Origin of the sequence: Vibrio amylolyticus (genome assembly GCF_023145695.1) — a bacterium.
Classification (GTDB): Bacteria; Pseudomonadota; Gammaproteobacteria; order Enterobacterales; family Vibrionaceae; genus Vibrio; species Vibrio amylolyticus.
This window is the reverse complement of sequence record NZ_JAJHVV010000015.1, coordinates 58,309-85,072: the sequence shown is the minus strand read 5'-3', so window position 1 is coordinate 85,072 and position 26,764 is coordinate 58,309. Positions and strand designations below refer to the sequence as shown.

Sequence of the window (26,764 nt, the reverse complement as noted above, 5' to 3'; positions counted from 1 at the left end):
TATTAACCATTTTTCTTCAATAGCTGGCTCATTTGATCAGCAAATGACCCTGACGCTAACTCCTCCTGAGTAATCGGGGTATCAAGCTTAGAAATCAATTGAATAGATTGACTAGTAACGCCGACTAAAAACTGATCCTCTCCTGCTTGAACAATCATAATGCGCTCTTTCGTACCTACGGTAATCTGACGCACTATGCTCAATCCTTTTTGATTCATCATGGTTGGCACTCGCATTCTTTTCACCGCCCAAGCCAATACAAGAATCAGTGCAACCACGAATAAAAGCGACCCTACTGTGGTCGCTAAATCTAGCTGGCTGCCTGTTGCTGCCATCGAGCTAAATGGCACGAACAAAAGCCCTATTACTGCATATTTCATCAATACTCTATCTATTACCTAAGCTTCTTAATTCGCTCAGTTTGGCTAATTACGTCGGTGAGGCGAATACCAAACTTGTCATTAACCACAACCACTTCACCGTGCGCAATCAAGGTACCATTAACCAATACATCCAATGACTCACCCGCCACACGTTCAAGTTCAACAACCGAACCTTGGTTTAGTTGCAGTAAGTTACGAATACTAATTTGAGAGCGCCCTACTTCCATTGAAATAGTCACAGGGATATCCAGTATAGTATCGAGCTTACGACGTTCATCTTCAGAGATTGGCGATGAAGTATCTTGAAGCTCATCAAGCGGCGCAGCAAGAATATCGTCGACATCAACGTCTGGTGCTGTTGGATCTTCTCCTAATGCGGCGGCCCACTCGTCTGCTAGTTTCTGGTCGTCACTTGGTTCACTCATTCTTCATTACCTACTTTAATACTCATCTTCATCATCGCCATGGTCATCCTCAAACTCAGACATGATATCTTTACCAAGGAAAGCGAGATCCGTTTTAACAACATCAGGGCGTTTAATTTTTTCTGACACTTGAACAGCTAGGTTTTCCCCCGAACGTCCCATCTTCACTCTGTACGTCGGTAGCTCTTCGACAAACATAGTTGCGTTCTCAGGCATGGTAATTGGAATAATATCCCCCGCTTGAAGCTCCATGAGATCGCGTAAAGAAATATCTTGCTCTAATAGATTAACTCGGAAGTTAACCGGCACATCCATGATCTCTTCACGAAGTGCTGAGCTCCAACGAATATCCGTTTCCATTTTGTCAGACTGGACACCTGCATCGAGAAGCTCTCGAATAGGTTCAACCATTGAATACGGCATAACAACGTGGAAATCACCACCACCACCATCCACTTCGATATGGAATGAACTGACGACAATCACTTCGGTTGGGCTGACAATGTTCGCCATGCTTGGGTTTACTTCTGAATCAAGATATTCAAACTCGACTCCCATAACCGGAGACCAAGCTTCTTTATAATCTTCAAAAACAATCTTAAGTAGCAGTTGTACGATACGTCTTTCAGTTGGCGTAAATTCACGCCCTTCGATTCGAGCATGGAATCGACCATCACCACCGAAGAAATTCTCTACCAAAATAAAAACTAAGCGTGCTTCCATCGTCACCAGCGCGGTACCTTTAAGCGGTCTAAAGCGCACCATATTCAGGCTGGTTGGAACGTACAATGTGTTTTGGTATTCACCAAACTTCATCATCTGTACGCCATTTATAGAGACTTCCGCTGTCTTTCTCAGCATATTGAAAAGACTGATACGTAAGTGTCGTGCAAAGCGTTCATTGATAAGCTCCAATGTCGGCATTCGACCACGAACGATTCGGTCTTGTGAAGAGAAGTCAAAATTAACGGCTGAGGCATTATCTGCCTCGACTTCCTCTTCCACCTCATCAACGTCATCTACACCATGTAGGAGTGCATCAATTTCATCTTGGCTTAATAGATCGGTCACGTGATACCTACTGAATTACGAAATCGGTAAACAATACGCGTTCAATCACTGGGTGACCGACTGCTCGCGTCAAGTTTGCTTTAATATCTTCACTTGCTTTATCACGAAGCTCTACGCGGCCATTGGCACTGCGTAATTGGTCAACGGTTGCTGAAGCAAACGTACCAAGTAAGGAGCTCTCGATAAGTGGAGAGTGGTAACGAGCAAGGTTTTCATTGTCGCTGCCTCTTACCATGAGTTGAACTTTAATCTGTACTAACCTGTCTCGTGAGTCGCCAGTCACGTTAAACAAAAATGGTTGAGGAATATTCACATAAGCAACAGGGTCGACTGGAGCACCCGCTTGCGCTTGCGTCGCCGCTGCAGCTTCTGCTGGATCGTCTGAACCCATTAAGAAAAATGCTGCACCACCGCCACCAACAAGCAGTACGACGACAGCAATAATGATAATGAGGAGTTTACTTTTACCTTGGGGCGCATCTTGTTCTAGTTCTTCATCAGCCATAGCAATCTCAATTTTTCTTTTTCTATCATTTTGTTTTGTATAGTTTAAGCGTAATAACTGATTCCATCACGCTTTGTTGCGACATTCAAATCAACTTTTGTGTCTGAATCAAGGTTTTCTTCACCATTTACGCCATTGTTGCCTGAACCTTGACCAGATTGCCCATTTTCTTGGGCTGCATATCGGCTTTGTTGTTGGCCTGCACTCTGCTGCTGCACTGAAGTATCACCTAGCTGCACACCTTGTTGAGCTAACATTTCACGCAGCCTTGGCATGGATTGTTCAATCACTTCACGCGCTTGTGGGTTGGAGACATTAAAATGAACCGTGGTGTTATCCCCATTCATGTTCATTCTGATTTGCATGCGCCCCAATTCTGGTGGGTCTAAACGGATATCAATATTCTTAAGATTTTTAGACATCATCATTTGAACACGTTCAGCAACCTGATCACTGGCCATTTCGCGAGTCAACTGCATAGGAAGTTGAGCTTGAGCCGTCGCTTCCGCACGTGCAGGAGATATCCCTTGTGTTTGACCTGTTGCAAGCGCTATTTGCTGCGCAAGTGCTGCATCTTTTGGATCTTTAGCCTGGCCGTTTGTTAGTCCATCTGCTGCCTTTAAACCAAGCGCTGCTTTCAATGCGGCTTGGTTATTCGCTTGCCCATGAACTCCGGCAGGCATTGCTCCGTTGGGTAACGCCCCATTTGTGGCCGCCAGTTGCTGAAGCTGTGATTGAGTTAAGTCAGTAGGCATCGCCGAGGCCATGTTATCCAAAGCTTGTGAGGGAATCCCTTGAACTTGCTGAATCTGAGGTGCTTGGTTCAACGCTTGCTGAACCGACGCCGCTACAGCCGCTTGATTTTGAGGCGGCTGATTTTGTTGGGTTGGCGCCTGATAGCGTCCCGATTGAGCCGCTACCTGTTCAGCATTTGCTTGTTCGGAAGAGGTCTGGTTACTCCATGCAATAGCTCCAGCGCCCACACTCGCGGCGGCCAGCGCTTGCTGCTCGGTTGCCGTTAATCCGGGCTCTGGCGTGTTAGAGGCTGACTGCGGCGTGCCTTGCTTCGTTGGTTGAGGAGCGACTTCAGAGATCCCTTTACTCGCATTAATATTCGCTTGTTCAAAGACAGGTTGCTCTGACTCAATCATATCAACCCCTTGCTTAGCAGCCGCTGCAGCTACGCCGTTTTTACCTAAAGAGTTAGAATCACCCTGAACTTCATTCGGCTTAGTTTGAACGTGTTGAGGGTTTTCATCCTTTAATGACGGTTCTTTTTGGATAAAGGGTTTCACTGAATCAGGGAGTTCGGCTAATTGCTCTTTCTCTAATGCCTTACCTGTTGGATCGGTATTGGTTTTATTCGCACTATCTACGCTGATCTTGTCTTCATTTGAGTTGGGAGTAGTCACAGCCCCTCGCTCAACATTTTGATCTTGTTGCGACTTAGCGACGGCTACCGTCGTGGTGACCGCAGCTGAATTTTTAAGCTTGTTATTTTCATCTGATTCTTCTTGAGGCAAGGATTTGCCACTTTGAGCTTGTAGCGCTTTATTGGATTCATTCAATCTATCGAGTAACTCATCACTCTCAGCGACCGTTTTGCTTGCTTCCTTACCGCCGTGTTCTTTCGTCTGCTTCTCTACGTCTAAATCTTTCACCTTAACAGTTGGTTCGCCATCGACTTTCTGATTACTTTTTAGTTTTTCACTGCTTTCATCTGAGTTGTTCGCTTGCTTTAACATCTCATCAGTACTTTCGTCAGCCACAGTCTTATCTGTCCTTCCAACGTTCGTATCTGAACTCTCCGAAGCCTTACCATCCTTAGCACTAGATTCTTTTGTCGAACCCTCTGCAGCCTCTTCACCACCAATGAGACCACCGACCATACTGGTAAATGCGGCAAAAAAACCACCTGATTCAGTTGCACTAACGTCGGCTGCATTGGTCGCAGCATCAGACCCGACAGTAGCGCTGGATTTAGTTTTTGGGCTATCAGAAACTGTCGTTAGATTTATATTCATATCGGTAGCACTCTTAGCAAGAAAACGATTAAGCAAACTCAGGCTTCAGCGATGGCAAATAGCACATGAAAACGAATCTGCATTCGGTTATTTTGCAAGAAATAAGCCAAGAGTTTTAGCTAGAAGAGATCTCGAGTCGATTTATTACGACTAAATTGTAGCGTTGAAAACTCGTCGAGCTGCTTTTGCTCTCTCGCATCCTGCAGCTTTTGTTGCTCTGTCTGTTTCTTTTCAAGTAACCACTCGTAGGAACGGCGCTGTTTTCTGATGTCCATCCAGTGTTCCTGACAGTTATCGACCTGACCTTTAAAGTGTGATTCAGCCTGTTTTTGTTTTGCTAGCGTTTCATCGAGTTGAGTGAGGAATCGATTAAGGTGACCATACTGGCTCGCCGTTAGACCTGATTTCCCTCGGTCAATGAGTTGCTGACAATAATCTAATCGATACTGTTCGATCTGCGATAGCTGCTCATAATAGTTGGTCAATTCAGCACGAGCTTGGTTAAGGGCAAGCACCGCCTGGTCTTCCCGATCCTTTGACTGCTCTAATAAAAAACCTAATGCGTTTTCCATCGCTCTATGACTCTATCTGTAGAACATTTTTGAGCATTCCCACACACATCGCATAAGGGACACTCTCTTTCATGCTTTGCTGTAAGTACTCATCAAGACGTGGTTTTAAGGTAAATGCGCTATCAATGGCCTGATCGCTCCCCGGCTTATAAGCACCAATAGAAACAAGGTCCTGGTTCTTACGACAGATTGAGAGGACCTGCCTCACCGCCTTAGACATCAGCATGTGCTCTTCGGATGTGATTTGAGGCATAACACGACTCACTGATTTTTCGACATCAATTGCAGGGTAATGACCTGCATCAGCCATTTCTCGCGATAAGACGACGTGACCATCCAGAATGGCTCGTGATGCATCAGCAATGGGATCTTGTAGATCATCACCTTCGGTTAAAACGGTAAAGAATGCGGTAATTGAACCTTGTGCATCACTGCCGTTTCCTGCTCTTTCAACCAACGCAGGTAACTTGGCAAACACCGATGGCGGATACCCTTTTGTCGCGGGTGGCTCACCAACGGAGAGCGCTATTTCACGCTGCGCCTGAGCAAAACGAGTTAAAGAGTCCATCAATAGCAAAACATCTAAGCCTTGATCTCGAAAGTATTCAGCAACCGTTAATGCGGTTTGGCAGCCTTTAAGGCGCATCAGTGGTGAAGAATCAGCAGGGGCTGCGACAACAACGGAACGTTGACGACCATCAACGCCTAATATCTCTTCAATAAATTCTTTTACTTCTCGTCCACGTTCACCAATCAGACCAACCACCACTACTTGAGCGGTAGTGCCTCGGGTCATCATGCCTAGGGTGACCGATTTACCGACACCAGAGCCAGCAAATAGACCTATTCGTTGCCCTTTACCTACCGTAAGCAAGCCATTTATGGCTTTTAAACCAACATCTAGAGGCTCGGTAATCGGTTTACGAGAGAGAGGGTTAATCGGTTCAGCATTAAATGAAGCTCGTTTTTCAGTATAGATTGGGCCAAGACCATCAATCGGGTTCCCCACACCATCTATGACACGGCCAAGCAGCTCCATCCCCACTGATAGTCCCACATCGGTTGTCATTGGTGTCACTTTAGCACCTGGTAACACACCTGTTATCTGTTCACTCGGCATGAGATACAAATTATCGCCTGAAAAGCCCACAACCTCTGCTTCCATCTTGCCTGACATGGTTTCAACCGTACATAAACTGCCAATGGGGGCGCGGCAGCCTGTCGCTTCTAAGGTTAAACCCACGACTCGTACCAACTTTCCTGAAGCGACTGGTTTACAGCTAACTCCCTGAGTTTTATATTGATTAAGACGTTCGGCAAGCGGCAGCATTACTCGCCACCTTGATGGCGATTGCTACCACAAAAACTGGTAATTACATTTCGGATTCGATCTTCCAATCGATAGTTTACGCTCGACTCTCCGGCTTCAATTTGCACATCTCCACGATTTAATGACGGTTCACTGTGTAGTGTCCAGTTTCTAAAATCGAGTTCTTTATCGCCATAAGAGTCACGAATTATTTCACTGTCTTCGGGATGTAATTTCAGAGTGATTGCATGTCCAGAAACAGGGAGGGCTTCTACCGATTGTTTAAGTGTATCGAGAATAACTTGTGGGTTTGTCTGAGCTTCAACATGCACCACCTCTTTCACTAAGATAAGCACCATATCGACAAGCTGCTTTTCAACTTGGGCATTCATAAGCTCAAGTGGTTGAGCAAATTGATTAGCCAAGGCGACAAAGGTCTGTACTTGCTGATCAATATGCTCTTGCCCAGCGGATAAGCCTTCAGTTCGACCAAGTTCAACCCCTTCGGTATGACCTTCTGCTAGGCCTTGTTCTTTACCTTTGTCGAACCCTTGCTTAAAGCCAGCTTCTTGCCCTTGAAGTAAACCGTCTTGGTAAGCGGCTTGTTTGATCTGTTCGATCTCTTCTTCAGTTAATTTCAGTGGCGCTTCTTCAACAGGCTCTTCAAAATTAGGAATCCAACCCGGGTCATAGTTCATCGCCGTATCTTTGGCGTGTTTATTCACTTCAGTGCCGTAGTCAGGCAGGCCCCATTTCTTAGGCTGAGCTTCGGAATCATCATCAAGGCGTAAAAAGCCTCGTTTTCTTTCACCGGACATGGGGAACCTTAATTGTCATTTTACTTTCTGTTATCACGGGTTATAAGAACTCGTCAGCACCACCAGAAAGCATGATCTCACCGTTGTCTGCCATACGACGAGCAATAGCCAAGATCTCTTTCTGAGCTGCTTCTACGTCGGATACTTTCACAGGAGCCATCGCTTCTAGATCATCTTTCATCATCTCAGCAGCACGTTTCGACATGTTCTTGAATATCTTATCGCGTAGGCCATCATCGGCACCTTTAAGCGACTTCTGCAGAACGTCTTGAGGAACATCACGCAGCAGTTTTTGAATACCTTGATCATCCACTTCAATCAAGTTTTCAAAGACGAACATCAAGTCTTGGATTTGTGTTGCCATATCTTCATCTTGATCACGAATTTGATCCATCAAGATACCTTCTACATTGGTATCCATGAAGTTCATGATTTCAGCAGCTGCTTTTAGGCCACCAATTTTGGCTGCTTGTGCGCCCGCTTGACCTGCGAACTGTTTCTCCATGATTTCGTTCAATTCAGCCAGAGCTGATGGTTGAACTTCTTCGAGGTTAGCGATTCGCATCATAAGGTCTAGACGATCACGCTCAGCAAACTGGGAAAGAATTTCTGCGGACTGATCCGCTTCTAAGTACGATAAAACAATGGTTTGAATTTGCGGGTGCTCGTTAATGATGATGCTCGCAACCTGGCGAGGGTCCATCCACTTCAACGAGTCTAGGCCTTTAGACCCCGTACCAAGTAAAATTTGATCCACTAGGTTATTGGCTTTGTCTTCACCCAATGCAGCAACCAGTGCATTCCGCATGAAGTCTTCACTGCCCATACCGATATTGGTGTATTTCTGAATATCTTCCAAAAATGCACGGTGGACAGCGCCTACTTTCTCTTGACTCAAGTCTGCTGCTTGCGCCATAGCACTACCAACACGTTGCACCTGTTTGGGTTCGAGGTGACGGATAATACCAGCGGCATCATCTTCATTAAGGCTAAGTAGAAGTATAGCCGCTTTCTCATCACCGCTAATCGTTGAAACGTCGACGGTTTGATCTTCGCCGGCTCCCTCTTCTTGAGGAACAATATCGTTAGGCATCTTCCATCCAATTCTTCACAACTTGAGCGGCAAGCTCAGGTTCATTAGCCACTAATGCACGAACAGCTTTGAGTACATCTTCATCTTTATGGAGGTTAGGTAAATCGATACTTGAACCAAATTCAAACAGCTCTCCACCTTCAATATCACCACCTATCAGGCTGGTCTCTCCATCCGCCCCGATAGGCATGCCATCTGGGCCGTATAATCCTTCGTCGTCATCTTCAGTAGGGTTGAGCAGTTTCTTCATTGCAGGGCGTACAAGAACTAAAATAACGACAACAATAACAAGGGCACTCGCAAACCAACGAATCCAATCGTTAAAGTTCGGGTGCTCCCAAATTGGCACATCTGCAACACTCTCAACTTCAGGGACTGCAAAGTTCATACTTAAGACGTTAAGTAAATCCCCACGTCCCTCATTAAAGCCGACTGCGCCTATAAGTACTTGGCGGATAGAGTTGAGGTCACTTTCACTGAGTGTTGTGTAAGTTGTTTCACCCGTATCTGGATTGACAGAAGAGCGATTTTTGATTGCAACGGCGACCGTTTGGCGATTAATAATTCCAGCTTGACGTCGCTCATGGCTGATAGTGGTATCTAATTCAAAATTACGGGTTGCTTCTCTGTGCACCGAACCTTGGCCTAACACCGAACCGTCTTTCATTTGAGCCACATCTTGAGGAATGGAAGCATCGGCCGGAGGCTGGTTGCTTAGTGCCCCAGGGACACCCGCCACCACATTGCCATTGTTATAATCTTCCAGAGTATATTCACTGCGAGTTGCTGGTGTATTCGGATCAAACTGTTTGCGAGTCTGTTCAATCGCGCTAAAGTCGAGTTCAATATCCACTTGGGCGGTATAGTTACCAAAACCCAAAATAGGGATAAGAACCGAGTCAATTTTCTCACGCATTGCTTGTTCTTGCTTGCGCTCTAACTCATGCTCTTTACGGCGAGCAGAAGAGGCAGGATCTTGGGAGCCTGAACTCAACAGTCTGCCATGCTGATCAGTGACAGTAACGCGCGTCGGTTTCATACCCGGTACTGCGCTTGCGACCATATCAACGATAGAATCAACTTCGGTTTGTCGTAAACTTGTGCCCGTTCTCAGGGTAAGAAAAACCGACGCGGACGCTTCTTGATTATGACGAACAAAAACACTCTGCTTAGGCAACGCCAATAATACTCTTGCTCGACGAACTTGGTTCATCTCTTCCATTGTTTTGGAGAGTTGACGCTCGCGGCTTAATTTTAGTCGTTCCAACTCAAGACGCTGAGACACGCCAAACCCCATATCTTGCAACAAGATTTCGTCCCCAGGGTTTCGCGCCTGATTAAGACCAGCTCGTGAAAGGTTTAGCTTAAGATTATTGTACTCAGAAACGGGCACCAATATGGTGTTGCCATCAAGAGTGTACGTCTGTTTTTGCTGATCGAGGTGATCAAGAATAGGAATGAGTTCGTCGGTTTCGTAAGCACCTAATGGGCGCATCTCAGGCTCTTTCACCCAAAAGAATAGCATCACAATGAGCGCAACGCAGATGGAGATCGATAAAACTAGAACCACCTGACGAAGAAGATCTAAATCGCCAATAGCCATGTCAAATTTGGAAGAGCTTTTTTCATCTAGATCAGGGTTTTGCTCTTGCATATCTAGATCGGAGCTGGCGACCATCGAATGACTGTCTGCTGAGTCCGTTAGCGCTAAGTCTGTATTTTGGTTATCGTCGGCCACGTTTAACTACCTGAAATTATTATACTACTTAAATTACACTGGCATATTCATAAGTTCTTTGTACGATTCAACTAGCTTATTACGTACTTGAATCGTCGCTTCGAACGCCACACTCGATTTGTTTCTGGCAATCATAACGTCAGATAATGAGACATCTTCATCACCACGGTCGAAACGCATCTGAAGGTTGCCTGAGGCTTTTTGTAGTCCATTAACGTTATTGATTGCCTTGGTCAACATATCACCAAAATCTGCACCAACACTTTGGCCTGTTGCAGCTGGTTTTGTGTTTGTGGCTTCAAGCTTCAAAGCTTGCATTTCGCCTATTAGACCATCAACTCTCATAACAACCTCAAATGCCAATTCTTTGACTTATGTTCTCTATAACCTGAAAGCAGCAATTAATATGCCATGATTTCAGTGTACTCGTTATCTCATTTTTAGCCTGGAACATCTATCCCAGCATCGCGCATCTTGGCGAGCTTGTATCGTAATGTTCTTGGGCTAATTCCTAGCTTTTCAGCCATCTCTTTTCGACGGCCATTGCATTCAACGAGCGTATCCAAAATTATGCTGTACTCTTGGTCACGAAGCTCACCACCTAGCCCTGATGAAGCAGGAGAGCTAACAAGCGGTGAATCCACTTGAGCCACCGGTTTTACCGTCGGTATCGCTGCACCGCTCTCTACGGCTTGCTGTAGTCCACTAGCATCTTGCCAATCAATACCCTCAAGTAATATATGCTCACCGGTAATATTTTGGTTATCGCTAAGAATCAATGCGCGCTGAACGACATTGTCGAGTTCGCGAACATTACCAGGCCAGGCATAACTCAGTAGTTTATTGATGGCTTCGTTGTTGAACTGAGGAACAGGGATACCAAGCTTTTTGCAGTGACGTTCGACTAAGTGTTGTGCTAACGGCTGAATGTCACCCGTTCTCTCTCGTAATGCCGGCCAAGTAATAGGAAAAACGTTTAAGCGATAATAAAGGTCTTCACGAAAGTTGCCCTCTTGGACATACTGTTTAAGATCTCGGTTACTGGTCGCTAACACTCGAACATCCAGCTGTATGCTCTTTCTACTACCTAATCGTTCAACTTCTCGCTCTTGAATCACACGCAGTAATTTGGCCTGTAAGTTAAGATCCATCTCACTGATTTCATCAAGCAGTATGGTTCCGCCTTGAGCTTGTTCAAATTTGCCAGGACACGCTTGAACCGCTCCGGTAAAGGCTCCCTTTTCATAACCAAAAAGTGTCGCTTCCAACATGTTATCGGGAATTGCAGCACAGTTGATTGCGACAAATGGGCCCTCTTTGCGAGTCGATGCGTTATGAATATAAAGCGACATCACTTCTTTACCCGAACCACTTGGCCCTAGAACCATGACATTCGCATCAGTTTTCGCCACTTTATCGGCCAACGCGAGAAGCTTTAAACTTTTCTCATCCGCAACAATTGCATCACCATTGTCATCCGATTTGACCGGCGCATAACGACTCACCATGTTAAGCAGTACTTCGGGTGCAAACGGTTTTGCCATGTAATCAATTGCGCCATCTTTCATTGCTGAAACGGCGTCTTCAATATTGGCGTATGCGGTCATCAGTAACACAGGAAGATTAGGCCAGTGCTGCTTGATATTACGTAGTAGCGCTAAGCCGCCCATGCCCGCCATTTGGACATCAGAAACAACGATATCGATGGAATTAGATTTGAGTTTAACCAGAGCATCTTCTGCACTATCGGCTTCAAGCCATTCGTAGCCTGCTAATGCCAATGTATCGACCAATGCTTCGCGTAGACCTTCATCGTCTTCTACGATCAAGACTTTACTTTGTGCCATCGTTATTCTCCGTTAATTCTTGCTTAAGCATCAGAACCAGTTTAATTGGCATGAGATTCCCCTTCCTGAGTCTTCGAGGCGTCTTGTTGTAGTGGTAAGCACATGGTAAAACATGCGCCGTCACCCTGTTCTGATATTAGCTCTAAATTTCCATCATGAGCACGACAAACCATTTGTACGACCGCGAGGCCAAGGCCAGTACCTTGGGAGCGTGTTGTGAAAAATGGTTCCATAATTTTGCTTTGTAGTTCTTTGGGTACACCCGGGCCACTGTCTTGAACCGAAATTTTCAACATATCTTTTACAGGTCGGAAAAAGACATCAACCTGCGCGTTTTTGCCGCTAATCTGAATCGCATTTAACACCAAGTTACTTAACGCAGACGCAATCGCATTGGCGTTGCCTAGCATTGCTGTTTGTTCTTGTTCCACTTCTAGATGATAATCAATCTGATTATGTTTTAGTGCAGTCTCAACCATGGGGTTGAACTCGGCTACCAACTCTTCAACAGTAAATGGCTTAACCACTTTGTTGTCGCCACCTTTCGCGAACAAAAGCATGTCGTTCACTTGCTTCTCTAAGTCGTGCAATCTATCCATCAACTTTGATTGGAAGCGATCTTTGGTTGCAGTTGGAAGGTTAGGAGCGCCAAGGTTAGACGCATAGAGCATTGCGCTAGAAAGTGGCGTACGAACTTGGTGAGCCAATGAAGCCACCATTTTACCCAGTGATGACAGACGCTGCAGGTCACCGATACGTGACTGAAGCAAACGTGTTTCAGTCAAATCGGTGATCAAAATAAGTTGCCCCGTATGAGACGCAGATATTGCTAGCCTGACCTTACGCCCATTACGCAAAGATATCTCATGACCATCATCTTCCCGTGGGGCGAACGCCATTTGAATTACGCTGAACCACTTTTCGCCAATCAATGGTATCTCAAGTAGCTTTTGCGCTTCTGGATTCGCCTCTCGCACCACGCCTTGGGTATCAAGTAAGATGACACCCGCAGGCATAACGTCCAGCACCTGCTTATAGCGCTCAACTTGGTCTTCAAGTGTTCCTAAGTGGGACTGATGTTCGGTAGACTCTGATGTTTGCATGTCGACTTTCTGCCAATTAAACTACAATAGCCTGACATGCAATTAACAAGCCAGACTATTTCTTTTATTTATCAGCACTTTATCAAGACGACAAGTTATTGACACACTACCGTTGCAAATTGTACTTACGCATTTTCTCGACCAAAGTCGTGCGTCTCATGCCAAGCATATCCGCCGCTCTTGCGACGACACCACTTTGAGCATCAAGCGCTTGGTTGATCATATTGACCTCTAGTTCTGCCAATAGCTCCTTGAGGTTTAGCCCCTCTGGTGGAAGAGATTGAGGAGCGTGATCATGGCTGTGATCTTGGAACGCATCAACACTATCTAGGCTAAAGTCTTCCGAGAAAATATCCGCAAGTACATCACGCTCTTGCTCTTCAATTGAAGCAAAGCTTGATTGTTCAGGTTGGAACTCTGGAATATCACTGTAACGATATTTAGTAGGAAGATGATTCACATCCACCAAACTATTTGGATAGAGGATAATCATTCGCTCAATCAAATTGGCAAGCTCACGAACGTTACCCGCCCAATCGTGTTCCATTAGTGAATTAATGGCTCTTGGAGTAAAACAGATTGGTTGACCGCCTTCTGCTTCCATTCGGGTCATCAACTCTTGAATTAGCAGAGGAATGTCATCCTTACGCTCTTTCAGGGCAGGCATTTCAATTGGAAATACATTCAAACGGTAGTACAGATCTTCACGAAACGACTCTGCCCCTATCATCTCTTCAAGATGACGGTGGGTCGCCGCGACGATGCGCACATTGACTTTAATAGTCGTATTACCACCAACACGCTCGAAGCTTCGTTCTTGAAGTACACGCAGCAGTTTAACTTGCATTGGCATTGGCATATCACCAATTTCGTCAAGAAACAGCGTGCCACCTTCTGCAAGCTCAAAACGCCCTTTTCTCGACGTAATGGCCCCTGTGAATGCGCCTTTTTCATGACCAAACAACTCACTCTCAAGTAAATCTGGCGGAATAGCACCACAGTTAATTGGCACAAATGGTCCATTACGGCGTGTTGAGTGGTAATGGATATTACGTGCGACGACTTCTTTACCCGTTCCTGACTCCCCTAGAATGAGTACATTCGCTTCTGTGTCAGACACCTGTTCTATCAGGTGTCTCACTTCCTGCATGCCTAGACTTTGGCCGACTAGACTTCGAAATAAGGTGTTTTTACGAGAAGCCGCTGAAACTTGAACGCCCTTACGCCCTAGAAAGTCTTTACAATGTCTAAGCGCTTCACTAAGTTGAGGATAGTTAAGAGGGAACTCTAACTCTCCGATATATTGAGGGTAGTCATCAACGGAGTATGACTGTTTGCCCGCTATTAAGAGTGGAATGTGGTGATCGGTTGAGAGCTTATGAGTCAAGCTCGAAGGCAGTACTTGTCCTTGTATAGAACCGATGATGCATCCTGCAGAAAACTTTGACCAATCGAGCTCATCAATTTGATCAGAAGTCACAACTTCACACTGTTCTCCAACGAATTCTAAGATATTACTCAGATTGATTCGCACTTGCGCGTCATCTTCAATCACAAGTATTTTTGCTAAACCATGCATAGGTGAGAATGATTGCCTTCATTTGATATGTTAGTGGCTAAGTCTACTAGTCTGGAAACGGGGCGCTTATCTTATAAGCACTACTATAACGATAGACAATTTATATGAATCAGCAACAAAAAAGCCACTACAATACTGTAAGTGGCTTCTATTTTATTTGATTAAAAAAATAAGGCAACAATGCAATTGCTCGTTGTGAGCTTAATGTCATCTTTTAATTAGTAATTACATGCCAACGTCAGAGGCTGTTAAATTATGATATTCAGCCGGAATTTGATCCCAGGCTGACTTAATTTCACGGATAATGTCGATAACATCATCGATCGGCTGAGGGTCGTTTTGGTGATTTGCTGTAGAGATCTGAGTGATCATAAATTCATACAACTGGTCCAAATTTTTTGCTACATCCCCACCATCGCTCATCGATAAGCAGCTTCTTAGACTAATAATGATGTCTAACGCTTTGCCTAAACGCTCCCCTTTTACTGGGATGTTTCCTTGCTGCATCGCGGCTTTACCTTGGATCAGTCGCTCGATGGCACCCGCCATAAGCATTTGAACAATCTTATGTGGTGACGCTGCACTCAACTGACTGTCTACTGATACTTTTTTGTATGCCTGTAATGAACCACGCATAGCTTTCCTCTTCTATAAAAACTTCTTGTATTGTTGAACTGACTTATTACCGTAACGGTATTTCTTAAGCGCGCTACCGACTTTCGTCGTCTCTGACTGCAAGAGTAGTACGATATTCTTCGTCTGTTCAACTAAGGAGAGCCAATCATCTGACTCCGCAAAACTCGGATTTTCTTTTATATAGTTTAAGATATTTTGCAATATCTGTTCCCTTTTATCGACCAGCCCAGCGATTTCTTCAGCATCAAAGTCATCTTTCTGTAAAATTGCGGTAATTTGGTGATCGATATCACGAATATCTGCTGTTTTAACCATAGTTTCTTATTGTTCCGCCCTTACAGGCGAAAACATTATCAAGGTTTATCGACCAAGGGCATTCATCATACCCGCTAATTGATACTGCATCTTGCTAGTTGAGTCTTGCATGCTGGCAAATTTCGAGTGTGTTCGCTTCTCTAAACCATCCATACGGCGATCAAGTGCCACCTGATCATCATTCAAGCGGTAATTACTCTCCACAAGACTCTGCTCTCTGGTTCTAATCGATCCAGTAGCATTGGTCATGCTATTGATCGCATCTTCAACTTTTTTTGCAAAACCTTGGTTGCCACCAAAAAAATCACCTAGCTTAGTGAAATTATTGTTGAGCTGACGGTCAAGCATATTGTAGTTGATTTCTAATGTACCTTGCCTGGTGGTCGTGATACCAAACTCTGTCAACGTTTTGAGTTCATCCGGAGCAGGTTCAATACTGGATGAAAACACCGACTTTAATCGTGAGTCTGCACTTCGAACAATACTGTCGCCGGCTAAAGGCCCACCCTGTCCAGTTCTTGGATCAACGCCGCCTAACTCTTTGCTGGTTTGATAAAATTGATTATAAGCTGCAACAAATTGCTCAATATCTTCTCGAACACCTTGCCTATCGTATTCAATATCAATTTCGGCAGGCGCTTTTCCTACTTCTGATTTACCTTTAACCGTTAAATCAACACCTTCAATGGCATTTTCAATTACGTTATTATGGCTAGACAATTGAGCGACACCATCAAGCATCACTTTAGAGTCTTGGGCGGCTTGAACCTGAGTCATACCAACATAAGTATCAAACGCTTTCTGAGCCGACAGAAGATCGGCATCCGCTTTATCAACACGCTCTAAGTAAGCACGTTCTTCTGGTGTGAGTTTCGCTCGCTCAAGCTGCTTGGCTCGTTCTGGCGTCATTTCACCTGAAGCTACAGCGCGTTCAATCGCGGCCTTTTCGTCAGCAAGTTTACGCTCTAAGGCTTGCTTCGCTTCTTTAGGCGTGACGTATGAATCCGTTAATGTTCCTGACGCACTGTTATTCCACCCAGGAACATCTGGCGCTTTTTCTAATGCTTTTGCATCAAGTTCAGGTTCAGGTTCATAGTATGAGTCTAGCAGTGTTCCTGACGCCGTTTCTGTCCAGCCAGGGATTCTATCTTGAGGTTTTTGATATTTTGTTGCATCAGCGGCGGCGGTAATACCATCTTTTGATAACTCATTACCCGCTTTATCTGCTGATGGGTCAGCGGCTAATGCCGCTTCCGAGGCCTCTTCGGCAAGCTCTTCATCAACCCCTTTTGCAGCGTTACTAATTGTCTCAGCGACCTTGTCTGCAAGCTTTTGTTCAATGGGGGATAAAGGACTGATAAGTTGTTGCGCAGCAGAACGGGCTTTTTCTAAGTCTTTGACTCGCTCTTCTAGTGTTTTGTATTCAAGCTTATTAAGCGGATCATGTAGTGCGGCGTCTGCAGAGACTTTAATTGCGTTCTCTTGCCCTGATAGATTTGATGCCATGATGAGCCTAGGCCCTTCGACATCATTAATAACCGAAGCTCTAACACCTGGGTTACTCTTGTTGTTATTAATTTCTCTAACGACATCAACTAGGCGCGAGTTTTCGTTTACATCGATGGTAAATTCATCTCGACCTAATTGGATCTGCAGCCTACCAGGGCCAAATTTGTCGTCTGGTGAGAGAACATCAGACGCAATTTTGTGACTCTGTGCAAGCTGCAACACATCGACAGCATATCTCCCAGCCATGGCTTCCGTATTTGCGGTTGCAGCGACGACACTTTCATTAGTTGTGCCGACCGTTCGTGCTGCAAACGCTTTCTCTTGACGAAAGCTTGCCATGAGATTTTTCATCGTATCCAGCGACTCTTTGAGTCGACCGTAGGCACTGATACTAGCATCAATATTGGCCCGCTCATTATCGATACGTTGCTGTTTGGGTACACGCTCCGCATCGACAATTTTGCTGACCATGGAATTGATATCCATGCCAGTATTCATCCCCATAGGGCCTAAACTCATTAAATCACCTCAAAAAAACACGATTATACCTTGTCAATAACTAGCCCCGATGAGTAGCGGGCTGCTTGATCTCGAAGGCGTCGTAATACCTCTAACATCTCCTCTTCCGGTATCTGACGAATAATATCACCAGTACTGGCCTCATAGATGGTAACAACGTCCCTTCCTGATTGTTCATCAACTCGGAAGGATAAACCAGTATTAATCGAAGAGATAAAATCGTTCATCTGCTCGACTATCATTTCACGTTCTTGCTGGTTAAGCTTTTCTCGCTGTTTTACCAGCTCGATCGTTGCTTCAACAGATTGAACATGCCTCTGATTAATTTCTGACGCTCTGTTACTCTCCTTTCGGGAGGAAACGCTTGGGGCACCATTGTTTTCTGAAGCAAGTTTAATGCCACCATTTGAGCCGTAAGGCTGGATGTTCGATGCATTGGATGGTATTTCCATAACAATCTCCCTTCCACCTTATAGGTTGGTAACCATAACGTTACCTTTCCCAATAAGCTCCTGACGAAACCTACCGATCAACCTAACAAGCTAAGAGCTGCAGATGGTGACTGCTTCGCCTGAGCTAGCACTGACGTACTCGCTTGTTGAAGTATTTGCGATTTCGCCATTTGCGTTGTTTCTTTCGCGTAATCGGTATCGAGGATACGACTTCGAGATGAATTCACATTCTCATTGATATTATCCAAGTTACTAATTGCGTGTCCAAAACGGTTTTGGAATGCACCCAATGATGCACGTTGACTGTCTACCGCTTTTAACGCGCCATCAATGACCGATACGCCTAATTGTGAACCGGCAACCGTTGTCACATCCACGTCAGCAACAGTGACATCAGCCCCTGCTCCAAAGCCAATTTCACCGCCTAAACCACCACCAATAGTCACATCACCCGAAACTTTCTGGGTGGATGCAAACAATTGAAGTTTACCTTCTTCTCCAACCGACGCTTTAACGTCTGGGCTTTGACCATTAATATACGTCGCTAACTGCTCAATATCATCACCCTGTTTCGCGTTGATAGTAAGCGATTTTGCAACGCCGTTTTGATCATTATAGTCCAGTGTTAGATCCGTTGCGGCATCTACCTTCCAGTCAGGCGCTTGCCCAGTCGTTGCAACGTAATTTTTGCCACCCATGTCCATGGTATCAGAACGCATATTGCCCATAGAAAGCATAACTGCTTCACCTGAGCTGGCACCGATTTGAAATGACTGATTACCAAATGAACCGTTCAGTAGTTTGTTACCACCAAACGAGGTTGTTTCTGCAATACGATTTAACTCGTTATTGAGCGCAGAGACTTCCTCTTGAATCGCAACACGCTCAGAACGAGAGTTCGAACCATTGGCAGATTGAAGGGATAGATCACGCATTCGTTGAAGAATATTGGTTGTTTCATTCATTGCCCCTTCCGCTGTCTGAGCAATAGAAATACCATCATTCGCGTTTTTAACCGCCATGTCTAAGCCACGACTTTGCGATGTTAAACGGTTAGATATTTGAAGGCCGGCCGCATCATCTCGAGCACTGTTTATTTTATACCCTGACGATAGGCGTTCCATCGACTTTTGCATCCCGTCAGAGGCACCATTAAGGTACCGCTGTGCGGTCATCGCCGACACATTAGTGTTTACGTTAATTGCCATGTTTGATCTCCTTCGGCATTAAGGGTGATGCGCCGTCGTGTCTCTCACCTCACTTTGACGCATCTCATTTCTCTCAGTCCTGTAACGGCGAAGAGCAAATAAGCTTTAGGATTAAATTGATTTTTTTTAGATTTAATTTTGTACGATCTATAACTTTTAATGAGAAAGTATGAAACTTATTGAAATTTAAATAAATTTGTATCGGAGAGAATTTGAATTAATTTTGGCACCTTCAGCACCAATATTTGTGATAGGGCCATTTCATCCCCCAAAACACCTTTAGTTCACTTTAGTAAAAAACAAAAAAATCCAGCCGAAGCTGGATTTTGGTTCACTCAATGGAGAGCTACTTTGAGAATTTAGTGCTGTAAGCGAGCTTACTATAAATTCAAATTAACCTAATAGGCTTAGCGCTGAGTTTGGCGCTTGTTTCGCTTGTGCAAGAATTGAGCTTGACGCTTGCGAAAGAATTTGAGATTTGGTTAGTGCTGTTGTTTCTTTGGCGAAGTCTGTATCTTTGATTCGGCTCTTAGACGCGTTAACGTTCTCGTTGATGTTATCTAAGTTACTGATTGCGTGGTCAAAACGGTTCTGGAACGCACCCAACTCAGCACGATGACTATCTACAAAGTTCAGCGCAGTATCGATGATTGCGACTGACTCTTGTGCACCACCTACAGAAGTAACATCAATGTCATTAACTGTGACTGCTTGACCCGGTTGGAAACCAAGTTCACCAGAAAGAGCGCCACCAAATGCCACGTCACCCGTTACTTTGTTCGCACCCGCTAGCATTTGTAGCTGGCCGTCCTCATTTACTGACGCTTTGATGAAGTCTTGTTGACCATTGATGTAAGTCGCTAGTTGCTCGATATCATCGCCTTCTTTCGCGTTGATAGTGAGAGCTTGATCTTGACCAAAGTTATCTTTAAACGTCATCGTCAAGTCACTACCACCCGCTTGAACTGCCCAGTCTTTATCTTGACCGTTAGCTGTTTGGTAGCTTGTGCCACCCATGCCAGCATTATCGCTACGCATGTTGTTTAACGACAGCATTACTGCTTCACCGTTATCTGCACCGATTTGGAAAGACTTAGTGTCAAACGTGCCGTTGAGTAGTTTGTTACCACCAAATGACGTGGTTTCAGCAATACGGTTTAATTCGTTGTTTAGTGCGCTTACTTCTTCTTGAATTGCTACTCGCTCTGATTTTGAGTTAGAACCGTTAGCTGATTGAAGAGATAAGTCACGCATACGCTGTAGAATGTTAGTGGTTTCATTCATTGCGCCTTCAGCAGTTTGAGCAATTGAAATACCATCGTTAGCGTTACGTACCGCAACATCTAGACCACGGCTTTGAACGTTCAAACGGTTAGAGATTTGAAGGCCTGCGGCATCGTCTTTAGCGCTGTTGATTTTAAAGCCAGACGATAGACGCTCCATTGAAGTTTGCTGAGCATTGTTCGCGCTGTTTAGGTAACGTTGAGCTGTCATTGCTGATACGTTGGTATTTACATTCACTGCCATAATAATTTCTCCAATTGATTTTCCGATGTACCGGTTTTCGACGTCTCGAAAAACCAAGGTGTTCTTTTTAAGTTACTTAAATTAACGGCACCGTTTTCCAAACCTTGAGAATTTTTTTACGTTTTTTATAAAAAAAATGCTTTTCAGGTAAAAGTCGTGATATATCGTTCAAAAAACAATCATTCGGGCAACTTTTGCTAAAGGATTAACCATCTCTGCCGATAGTTTCTCGCTTATTGTGAAGGGACGTACTGTTATAGAAGGAAAGCAAACAAAAAGGGGGGAGGAAAGTTGTCGGCGTAGCTGGTTAGCCTAATAGTGTTAACGCTAGATTAGGTTGTTGCTTTGCTTGAGCAAGAATAGAAGTACTGACCTGTTGTAGAATTTGCTGCTTAACCATTTGGGTGGTTTCTTTCGCATAATCGGTATCTTTGATACGACTATTCGACGCTGCTAAATTCTCATGTACGTTATCAAGGTTATTGATAGCATGACTAAAGCGATTTTGCATTGCGCCTAGCTCCGCTCGATGGCTATCTACATATTCGAGTGCGGTATCAATGATCGACACCGCCCTTTGTGCACCACCAACGTTACTGATATCAACATTATCAACCGCTTCATAGCCTGTGAGTGAAAGTTGAAGTTCTGACGCAAGGTCGCCAGAAAAGGCGATGGTGCCTGATGTCTCTTTACCAGACATATAAATCTGCAGCTGACCTTCTTCATTGACTGAAGCGGAAACCTGATCGGTCTGGCCGTTAATGTAAGTCGCAAGCTGTTCAATATCATCGCCAACTTTAGCATCAATCTGAATGCTCTGCTGCTCACCCACCGCATCGGTGTACTGCATCGTTAGCGTTGAAGCGCCTTGGCTCACTTGCCAATTTGAGTCGGCCTTGCCTGCCGCTATATAACTAAAGCCCCCCATACCCAAATCGTCGGAACGCATCGAGTTTAATGAGACTTGAACGGCTTCTCCTGAACTTGCACCGATTTGAAAAGAGGATTCTCCAAACGAACCGTTGAGCAGTTTTCGACCACCGAAAGAGGTGGTTTCAGCGATCCTATTTAATTCGGCATTCAAAGCGCTCATTTCTTCTTGTAAGGCGATTCTTTCAGATTTGCTGTTCGAGCCATTGGCCGATTGCAATGAAAGGTCGCGCATTCGTTGAAGAAGGTTAGTCGACTCTTGCATCGCCCCTTCGGCTGTCTGCATGATCGATATCCCATCATTGGCGTTTCTAACAGCGACATCCAAACCGCGCATCTGTGATTCAAGGCGATTCGAAATTTGCAAACCTGCAGCATCATCTTTAGCACTATTAATACGACTCCCCGAAGCCAAACGCTCCAGAGATTGATTCAACATATTCGTGGCATTGCTCAAATGGCGCTGCGCTGTCAGTGCTGAAACATTGGTATTAACGGTTATTGCCATATTGCCCTCTAATCTAAAGACGTATCGATGTGTACAGTCTCATTCAACTTCGTCACGAAAAATCTGTGCTCGTTATTTTATCGGTACATTTCCCGGAATCTTTAGCAAAAAAAACGAGCACAAGGCTCGTTTTTTCATTTACTTAAGTGGAGCGAATAAATGCTTACTTTAACTCTAACGTTTGTAGCATTTCATTTGAAGGTGCAAAGAAGTACGCACCCGTTACCGCTTTAGTGAAACGAAGCATCTGATCTGTTTTGCCATCTGTTTCGCCATACATACTTTCCAACATTACTTTGAAATTGTGGATGCGATTACAGTAAGCGATGAATAACAAACCATGCTCTCCACTCGCGCTACCGTAAGGTAGGCTGTGACGAACAATCTTAACCGCTTTGCCTTCTTCTTTAATGTCTACTCGGCCAACGTGAGACGCAGCAGGTACATCATCAAGTTCAATAGAATCAGGCTTAGTACGACCAATCACTTTCTCTTGCGCTGCAACACTCAAACGGTGCCAAGCTGGAAGATCATGGATAAAACGCTGAACCATCACGTAACTACCACCTGCAAAATTGCCTTCAGGGATAATTGCCACTTCATTACGAACCGCATCTTTCGGGTTCTCTGTACCATCAACGAAATCTGTCATGTCACGAGAATCTAAATAGCGGTAGCCATTGGTTTCGTCGATCACTTCAACGTCATCAGAGATATTAGCCAACAGTTTTCTTAACACATAGAAATGAAGATCGTGGCGATTAGAGTGACAGTGAATCAATACGTCCACATCACTGCTTGGCGCTGTAATATCACCGCTGCCTAAAACTGGAAAATCAATGAGCTCATCTGGTGTTTTCTGGTTCAGCTGCGACCAAAAAGACTGAGTAAACGCTAATGATACCGTTAGTTCAGCACCTGGTTGAGTCTCATTCACACCGCTTACCATTTCAGGAAACGCTTTTAGGTGGTTAAGTACTTGTGCTGAATTCTTCTTAATTTTTAGCAAGGTGTACTGCGCAAACGGGCCAGCTTCCGGCAAAATTGCACTTTGTGGTTGTGACATCAACTTGTCCTCTTAATTTTCAAATTCTTAATGCCTTATAGACAGAGACGAGCACCTGTATAAGACCGTAATATCGTTTATTTCTAAAATCGTTTAATGTAATGTAGGGATACGAAGGCTATCTCGTACACTGCGACTTTTAATCAGGTAGATAGCAAACCATAGCAGTAGCATCAAGACTACGCCATTTGCCCAGTTGAACGCCCCATGTTCAAGGTGTACATGATACAAGGTAAGCGCTAATTGAGCGCAGACCGTGGCAAGGGTAATATTACGCCCCCAACTGACTATCGTATTTATCCAGTGTCGTTCTACATTTCTTAACCCGATTAACCACATAAAGATAATGCTTGGTAAGCCCATGATTAAGCCTACATAGAGTGTGGTTTGATCGGGGTAGACAATACTAAGTATCTTAGCCCCACTCTCACGACTGGCACCAGCTCCAATAAAGACTAACCATGCTTTCGCTAATAAGATCCAGCCTAGCCAGAGCCAGATTGGAGCTTTCAAAAATCCGTTTTTGTCATGTTGCTCGACTGAGTAGCGCACAAGGTATCTTATAGCCATATATTAATGGCGCTCACTTTACCGTAAATATCCACGCATGTGATGCTCTATTTACAAAATTTAGCAAAAAATCATGCGTGCGAATGAAGGGATTATTCATCCCTCATCTGCCCTTCATTTCTTTTCACTGAACGGTAAGAATAAACGCAAAATATCATCAGTAACCCAATAGGTGCACCCCATAGAATGATATTTTTAAGCGATTTAGGCGGATTATATAAGACAAAGTCACCATAGCGCTGGGTCATAAAATCAATGACCTGTTGCTCACTTTGACCTTGATTGATTTTAGTGAAGACGATGTAGCGTAGATCCTTAGCGATTGGAGAATTTGATTCCACTAAGTTTTGGTTTTGACACTGGGGACAACGTAATGATTTAGCGAGATTAACCGCGACATTTTGCAATTCAGGAGAGTTAAATTCAAACAACTCAACAAGCTCAGAAGCTTCTTTCGTTGGCGCAGAAAAAACCTCTGAATCGGCAACAGCAAAGCTAACAGGAAGAAAAACAAAAAAGACGAAACGAATAAAATGAAACAACAGCTACCCTCTTAGTTGAAATACTCTAGAAAATGACTTTGCCATACTTTCTCGGTTAAGCGCCCAACATGTTTTTTAATAATCATACCGCGATTATCAACAAGGTATGTTTCAGGCGTACCAACAACCCCAAGATCGATAGCTAACCTGCCGTTCGGATCGAAGATCACCTCACTGTATGGATTGCTCTTTTCTTTAAGGTATTGTTTCGCGGCTCGTTTGTCATCTCGATAGTTTAACCCAACGATTGTTACGCCCTGTTGGCTTAACGAGAGCAAGTCATCATGTTCACTACGGCACACGCTACACCAAGTAGCCCATACATTAACAAGCTGATAGCCTCTGTTTTGCAAAACACCTTCAGTGATTATCATCTCCTGATCATTGGACGTAGCCTTTAGATCACGGCCCAAATCGATTGTCGAAAACGAAGGGAAAGGCCTAACTTCGCTCTCAATGGTTTTCGTCTCACCTTGCTTTACTATTGCTACCATTGAAATCGCGGCAAACCCAATAACAACGACAATCAGAATAATAAAATTACGTAATTTGGATTTGCTCATCAGCTCTCTTTATTACTTTTCTTGAAGAAGACATTCCTAGCAGGCAGCCTGACATCATTAATATTGTGCCAAACCATACCCAACGTATATATGCTTTGTACTGGATCTTAACCGCGTAGCTATTTACATCTAGTTTCTCACCGAGTGTGACATAAATGTCACCATGCCAGAATATCTTGATGGCTGGCTCACTCATATTCATCACACGTACTGGGTAGTGTCTGCGCTCCGGTAAAAGCGTAATGGAAGCACCATGCTGATCAATACACTCAATTTCTGCTTGCTCAGCGGTATAGTTGGGGCCGATGACCCAATGGGTATCATGATAAACAACCTGCCACTGTTGGAAGGTAAATTGTGTCTCATTAGAGAGCTTTCTTCCTATCTCTTGTGAGTGCTCACTATTCATGACAGCGCCAACACACGATATCGCCATACCAATATGGGCAAGCACTGACGCTAATCGTCTAATTGGAAGCTGACTCATGGCAAACTTATAGAGGTGGCTAACCGTCACCCACATAGCCAAAACCCAAATTACCCATGCCAACACACTAAATTTATCGACCAACAGTTCGTCGGCTGCAACTTGAGGAAATTGAACAAGCGCAAGCAGTGCCCAGTAGCACACCGTACCACTGAATAGAGAAAATCCAACCAGTGCAATTAGCCTATTCCGCTCGATATAATGACCTTGATGCCACTTTAGCAAAGGCGCAAACCCCATCGCAATCAAAGAGAGAAATGCAATCGGTAATATCAGCGTATTAAAATAAGGGGCGCCTACCGAGATACTTCCAAGACCAATGAGCTCATAGATCATTGGATAGAAGGTTCCTAAGAACACCGTAAAGGTTGCAACCATCAACAGTCCAATTGCGATAAGTAGTAAATAGCTCTGGCTAAGTAGCGCTTTAATCGGCTTACTTATGATTTCATCGAACCGCAGCACCAAAAGCCCTAGGGCACCGATAAGTGCAAGCGCTAATATCACCAGTAACGCGATGCCTTTATTGGGATCGACCGCAAACGCATGCACCGATGTCAGAACACCAGAGCGAACAATAAAGGTGCCTAGTATGCTAAAGCAGAATGTCGTTGCCGCTAACCCTAGCGCCCAACGATGAAACATCCCATGACGCTGTGCCGCAAAGTGTGCATGCAGTAGCGCCGTTCCGGTTAACCACGGAAGAAGAGAGGCATTTTCAACTGGATCCCAAAACCACCAACCACCCCAACCTAATTCGTAATACGCCCACCACGAACCCAGAACAATACCCGCCGTCAAAAATACCCACGATGCGAGGGTGTAATGTCGACTGAGTACTAACCACTCAAACTCAATATCTTTACGCATCATAGACGCGCAGGCAAAAGCCAACACGGTTGAGTAGCCGATGTACCCAAGATAAAGAAGCGGAGGATGAAATATGAGCCCAATATCTTGCAACATAGGGTTAAGGTCTCGCCCCTCTTGCATAAAACTAGCGGCTGACTGAAATGGATTGGAAGCGAAAAGCGTAAACCAACTAAACGCGGCAATGAGTAAATTCATCACCCATAACACGTCTTTTAAATAGCCGGTATTAACTCTCTTAGTGAAAGAAATAACGCAAGCCCAGCAACAGAGCGTCGTTACCCAAAAGAGCATTGACCCCTGATGTCCCCCCCAAATCGCTGCGATTTTATAAAAGATGGGGAGCTGAGAGTTAGAGTGGGAAGCAACGTACTCCAATCCGAATAAATCGGTAGCAAACGCTGCTCCTAAGAGAAGTAGACTTGATAACGAGAGTAAGGCATTAAGTTGTGTTACTGGCAGCATTAAACTGTCTGATTCCTGCTTAATCCACCAACGCTCCACCACATAATAGAGTGCAACGATTGAACTTAATACTGCAACTAAAAGCAGTGTTGCAAAGCCAAACTCTCCTATCATTCTAATCTAAATA

26 protein-coding genes are annotated in these 26,764 nt (G+C 44.5%); all 26 read right to left on the bottom strand.

The window, feature by feature from the left end; genetic code table 11:
* Positions 1-2: 2 nt before the first annotated feature.
* Complete coding sequence (gene fliO / locus KP803_RS19690) at positions 3-380, bottom strand: flagellar biosynthetic protein FliO (RefSeq protein WP_248010554.1); 378 nt, start codon at positions 378-380, stop codon at positions 3-5.
* 14 nt (positions 381-394) lie between these two features.
* Positions 395-808, bottom strand: coding sequence for a flagellar motor switch protein FliN (gene fliN, locus KP803_RS19685; protein ID WP_248010553.1), 414 nt, complete (start codon positions 806-808; stop codon positions 395-397).
* A 15-nt stretch (positions 809-823) separates the two neighbouring features.
* Positions 824-1,879, bottom strand: coding sequence for a flagellar motor switch protein FliM (gene fliM / locus KP803_RS19680; protein WP_248010552.1), 1,056 nt, complete (start codon positions 1,877-1,879; stop codon positions 824-826).
* A 7-nt stretch (positions 1,880-1,886) separates the two neighbouring features.
* Positions 1,887-2,384, bottom strand: coding sequence for a flagellar basal body-associated protein FliL (fliL, locus tag KP803_RS19675; RefSeq protein WP_248010551.1), 498 nt, complete (start codon positions 2,382-2,384; stop codon positions 1,887-1,889).
* A 44-nt stretch (positions 2,385-2,428) separates the two neighbouring features.
* Positions 2,429-4,408 (bottom strand): flagellar hook-length control protein FliK, encoded by a 1,980-nt coding sequence (locus KP803_RS19670; protein WP_248010550.1) that lies wholly within the window; start codon positions 4,406-4,408, stop codon positions 2,429-2,431.
* Positions 4,409-4,527: 119 nt separating this feature from the next.
* Positions 4,528-4,980, bottom strand: coding sequence for a flagellar export protein FliJ (gene fliJ / locus KP803_RS19665; protein ID WP_248010549.1), 453 nt, complete (start codon positions 4,978-4,980; stop codon positions 4,528-4,530).
* 4 nt (positions 4,981-4,984) lie between these two features.
* Positions 4,985-6,310: a flagellar protein export ATPase FliI gene (gene fliI, locus KP803_RS19660; protein WP_248010548.1), complete on the bottom strand. Its 1,326-nt coding sequence runs from the start codon at positions 6,308-6,310 to the stop codon at positions 4,985-4,987.
* Positions 6,310-7,107: a flagellar assembly protein FliH gene (gene fliH, locus KP803_RS19655; protein ID WP_248010547.1), complete on the bottom strand. Its 798-nt coding sequence runs from the start codon at positions 7,105-7,107 to the stop codon at positions 6,310-6,312. The genes fliI and fliH overlap by 1 nt, the downstream gene beginning before the upstream one ends.
* A gap of 40 nt (positions 7,108-7,147) precedes the next feature.
* Entirely contained in the window at positions 7,148-8,200 is a 1,053-nt protein-coding gene (gene fliG, locus KP803_RS19650) for a flagellar motor switch protein FliG (protein ID WP_248010546.1), read from the bottom strand.
* The gene (gene fliF, locus KP803_RS19645; protein WP_248010545.1) at positions 8,193-9,938 is read right to left on the bottom strand and encodes a flagellar basal-body MS-ring/collar protein FliF; all 1,746 of its coding nucleotides are present in this window, start codon (positions 9,936-9,938) and stop codon (positions 8,193-8,195) included. Before fliF ends, fliG begins: the two co-directional genes overlap by 8 nt.
* A 33-nt stretch (positions 9,939-9,971) precedes the next feature.
* Positions 9,972-10,283: a flagellar hook-basal body complex protein FliE gene (gene fliE / locus KP803_RS19640; protein ID WP_248010544.1), complete on the bottom strand. Its 312-nt coding sequence runs from the start codon at positions 10,281-10,283 to the stop codon at positions 9,972-9,974.
* A 95-nt stretch (positions 10,284-10,378) separates the two neighbouring features.
* Positions 10,379-11,785 (bottom strand): sigma-54-dependent transcriptional regulator, encoded by a 1,407-nt coding sequence (locus KP803_RS19635; protein ID WP_248010543.1) that lies wholly within the window; start codon positions 11,783-11,785, stop codon positions 10,379-10,381.
* Positions 11,786-11,826: 41 nt separating this feature from the next.
* Entirely contained in the window at positions 11,827-12,888 is a 1,062-nt protein-coding gene (locus tag KP803_RS19630) for a sensor histidine kinase (protein WP_248010542.1), read from the bottom strand.
* Positions 12,889-12,994: 106 nt separating this feature from the next.
* Complete coding sequence (locus tag KP803_RS19625; protein WP_248010541.1) at positions 12,995-14,467, bottom strand: sigma-54 dependent transcriptional regulator; 1,473 nt, start codon at positions 14,465-14,467, stop codon at positions 12,995-12,997.
* Between the two features lie 225 nt (positions 14,468-14,692).
* The gene (fliS, locus tag KP803_RS19620; protein ID WP_248010540.1) at positions 14,693-15,103 is read right to left on the bottom strand and encodes a flagellar export chaperone FliS; all 411 of its coding nucleotides are present in this window, start codon (positions 15,101-15,103) and stop codon (positions 14,693-14,695) included.
* Positions 15,104-15,115: 12 nt separating this feature from the next.
* A complete protein-coding gene (locus tag KP803_RS19615; RefSeq protein ID WP_248010539.1) occupies positions 15,116-15,418 on the bottom strand; it encodes a flagellar protein FliT in 303 nt (100 codons plus the stop codon).
* A gap of 45 nt (positions 15,419-15,463) precedes the next feature.
* Positions 15,464-17,446, bottom strand: coding sequence for a flagellar filament capping protein FliD (gene fliD, locus KP803_RS19610; RefSeq protein ID WP_248010538.1), 1,983 nt, complete (start codon positions 17,444-17,446; stop codon positions 15,464-15,466).
* A 23-nt stretch (positions 17,447-17,469) separates the two neighbouring features.
* Positions 17,470-17,898: a flagellar protein FlaG gene (gene flaG / locus KP803_RS19605; protein WP_248010537.1), complete on the bottom strand. Its 429-nt coding sequence runs from the start codon at positions 17,896-17,898 to the stop codon at positions 17,470-17,472.
* 77 nt (positions 17,899-17,975) lie between these two features.
* The gene (locus tag KP803_RS19600; RefSeq protein ID WP_248010536.1) at positions 17,976-19,106 is read right to left on the bottom strand and encodes a flagellin; all 1,131 of its coding nucleotides are present in this window, start codon (positions 19,104-19,106) and stop codon (positions 17,976-17,978) included.
* Between the two features lie 393 nt (positions 19,107-19,499).
* The gene (locus KP803_RS19595) at positions 19,500-20,633 is read right to left on the bottom strand and encodes a flagellin (protein WP_248010535.1); all 1,134 of its coding nucleotides are present in this window, start codon (positions 20,631-20,633) and stop codon (positions 19,500-19,502) included.
* Between the two features lie 307 nt (positions 20,634-20,940).
* On the bottom strand, positions 20,941-22,074 hold the full coding sequence (locus KP803_RS19590; protein ID WP_248010534.1) for a flagellin: 1,134 nt from the start codon (positions 22,072-22,074) through the stop codon (positions 20,941-20,943).
* 163 nt (positions 22,075-22,237) lie between these two features.
* Positions 22,238-23,140, bottom strand: coding sequence for a Dyp-type peroxidase (locus KP803_RS19585; protein WP_248010533.1), 903 nt, complete (start codon positions 23,138-23,140; stop codon positions 22,238-22,240).
* A 93-nt stretch (positions 23,141-23,233) separates the two neighbouring features.
* A complete protein-coding gene (locus KP803_RS19580) occupies positions 23,234-23,710 on the bottom strand; it encodes a DUF2919 domain-containing protein (protein WP_248010532.1) in 477 nt (158 codons plus the stop codon).
* Between the two features lie 92 nt (positions 23,711-23,802).
* Positions 23,803-24,252 carry a heme lyase NrfEFG subunit NrfF gene (nrfF, locus tag KP803_RS19575; RefSeq protein ID WP_248010531.1) on the bottom strand — a complete coding sequence of 150 codons (450 nt, stop codon included), beginning with the start codon at positions 24,250-24,252 and terminating at the stop codon, positions 23,803-23,805.
* Positions 24,253-24,263: 11 nt separating this feature from the next.
* On the bottom strand, positions 24,264-24,815 hold the full coding sequence (locus KP803_RS19570; RefSeq protein ID WP_248010530.1) for a DsbE family thiol:disulfide interchange protein: 552 nt from the start codon (positions 24,813-24,815) through the stop codon (positions 24,264-24,266).
* Positions 24,793-26,751, bottom strand: coding sequence for a heme lyase CcmF/NrfE family subunit (locus tag KP803_RS19565; RefSeq protein ID WP_248010529.1), 1,959 nt, complete (start codon positions 26,749-26,751; stop codon positions 24,793-24,795). Before KP803_RS19565 ends, KP803_RS19570 begins: the two co-directional genes overlap by 23 nt.
* Positions 26,752-26,764: the final 13 nt, after the last annotated feature.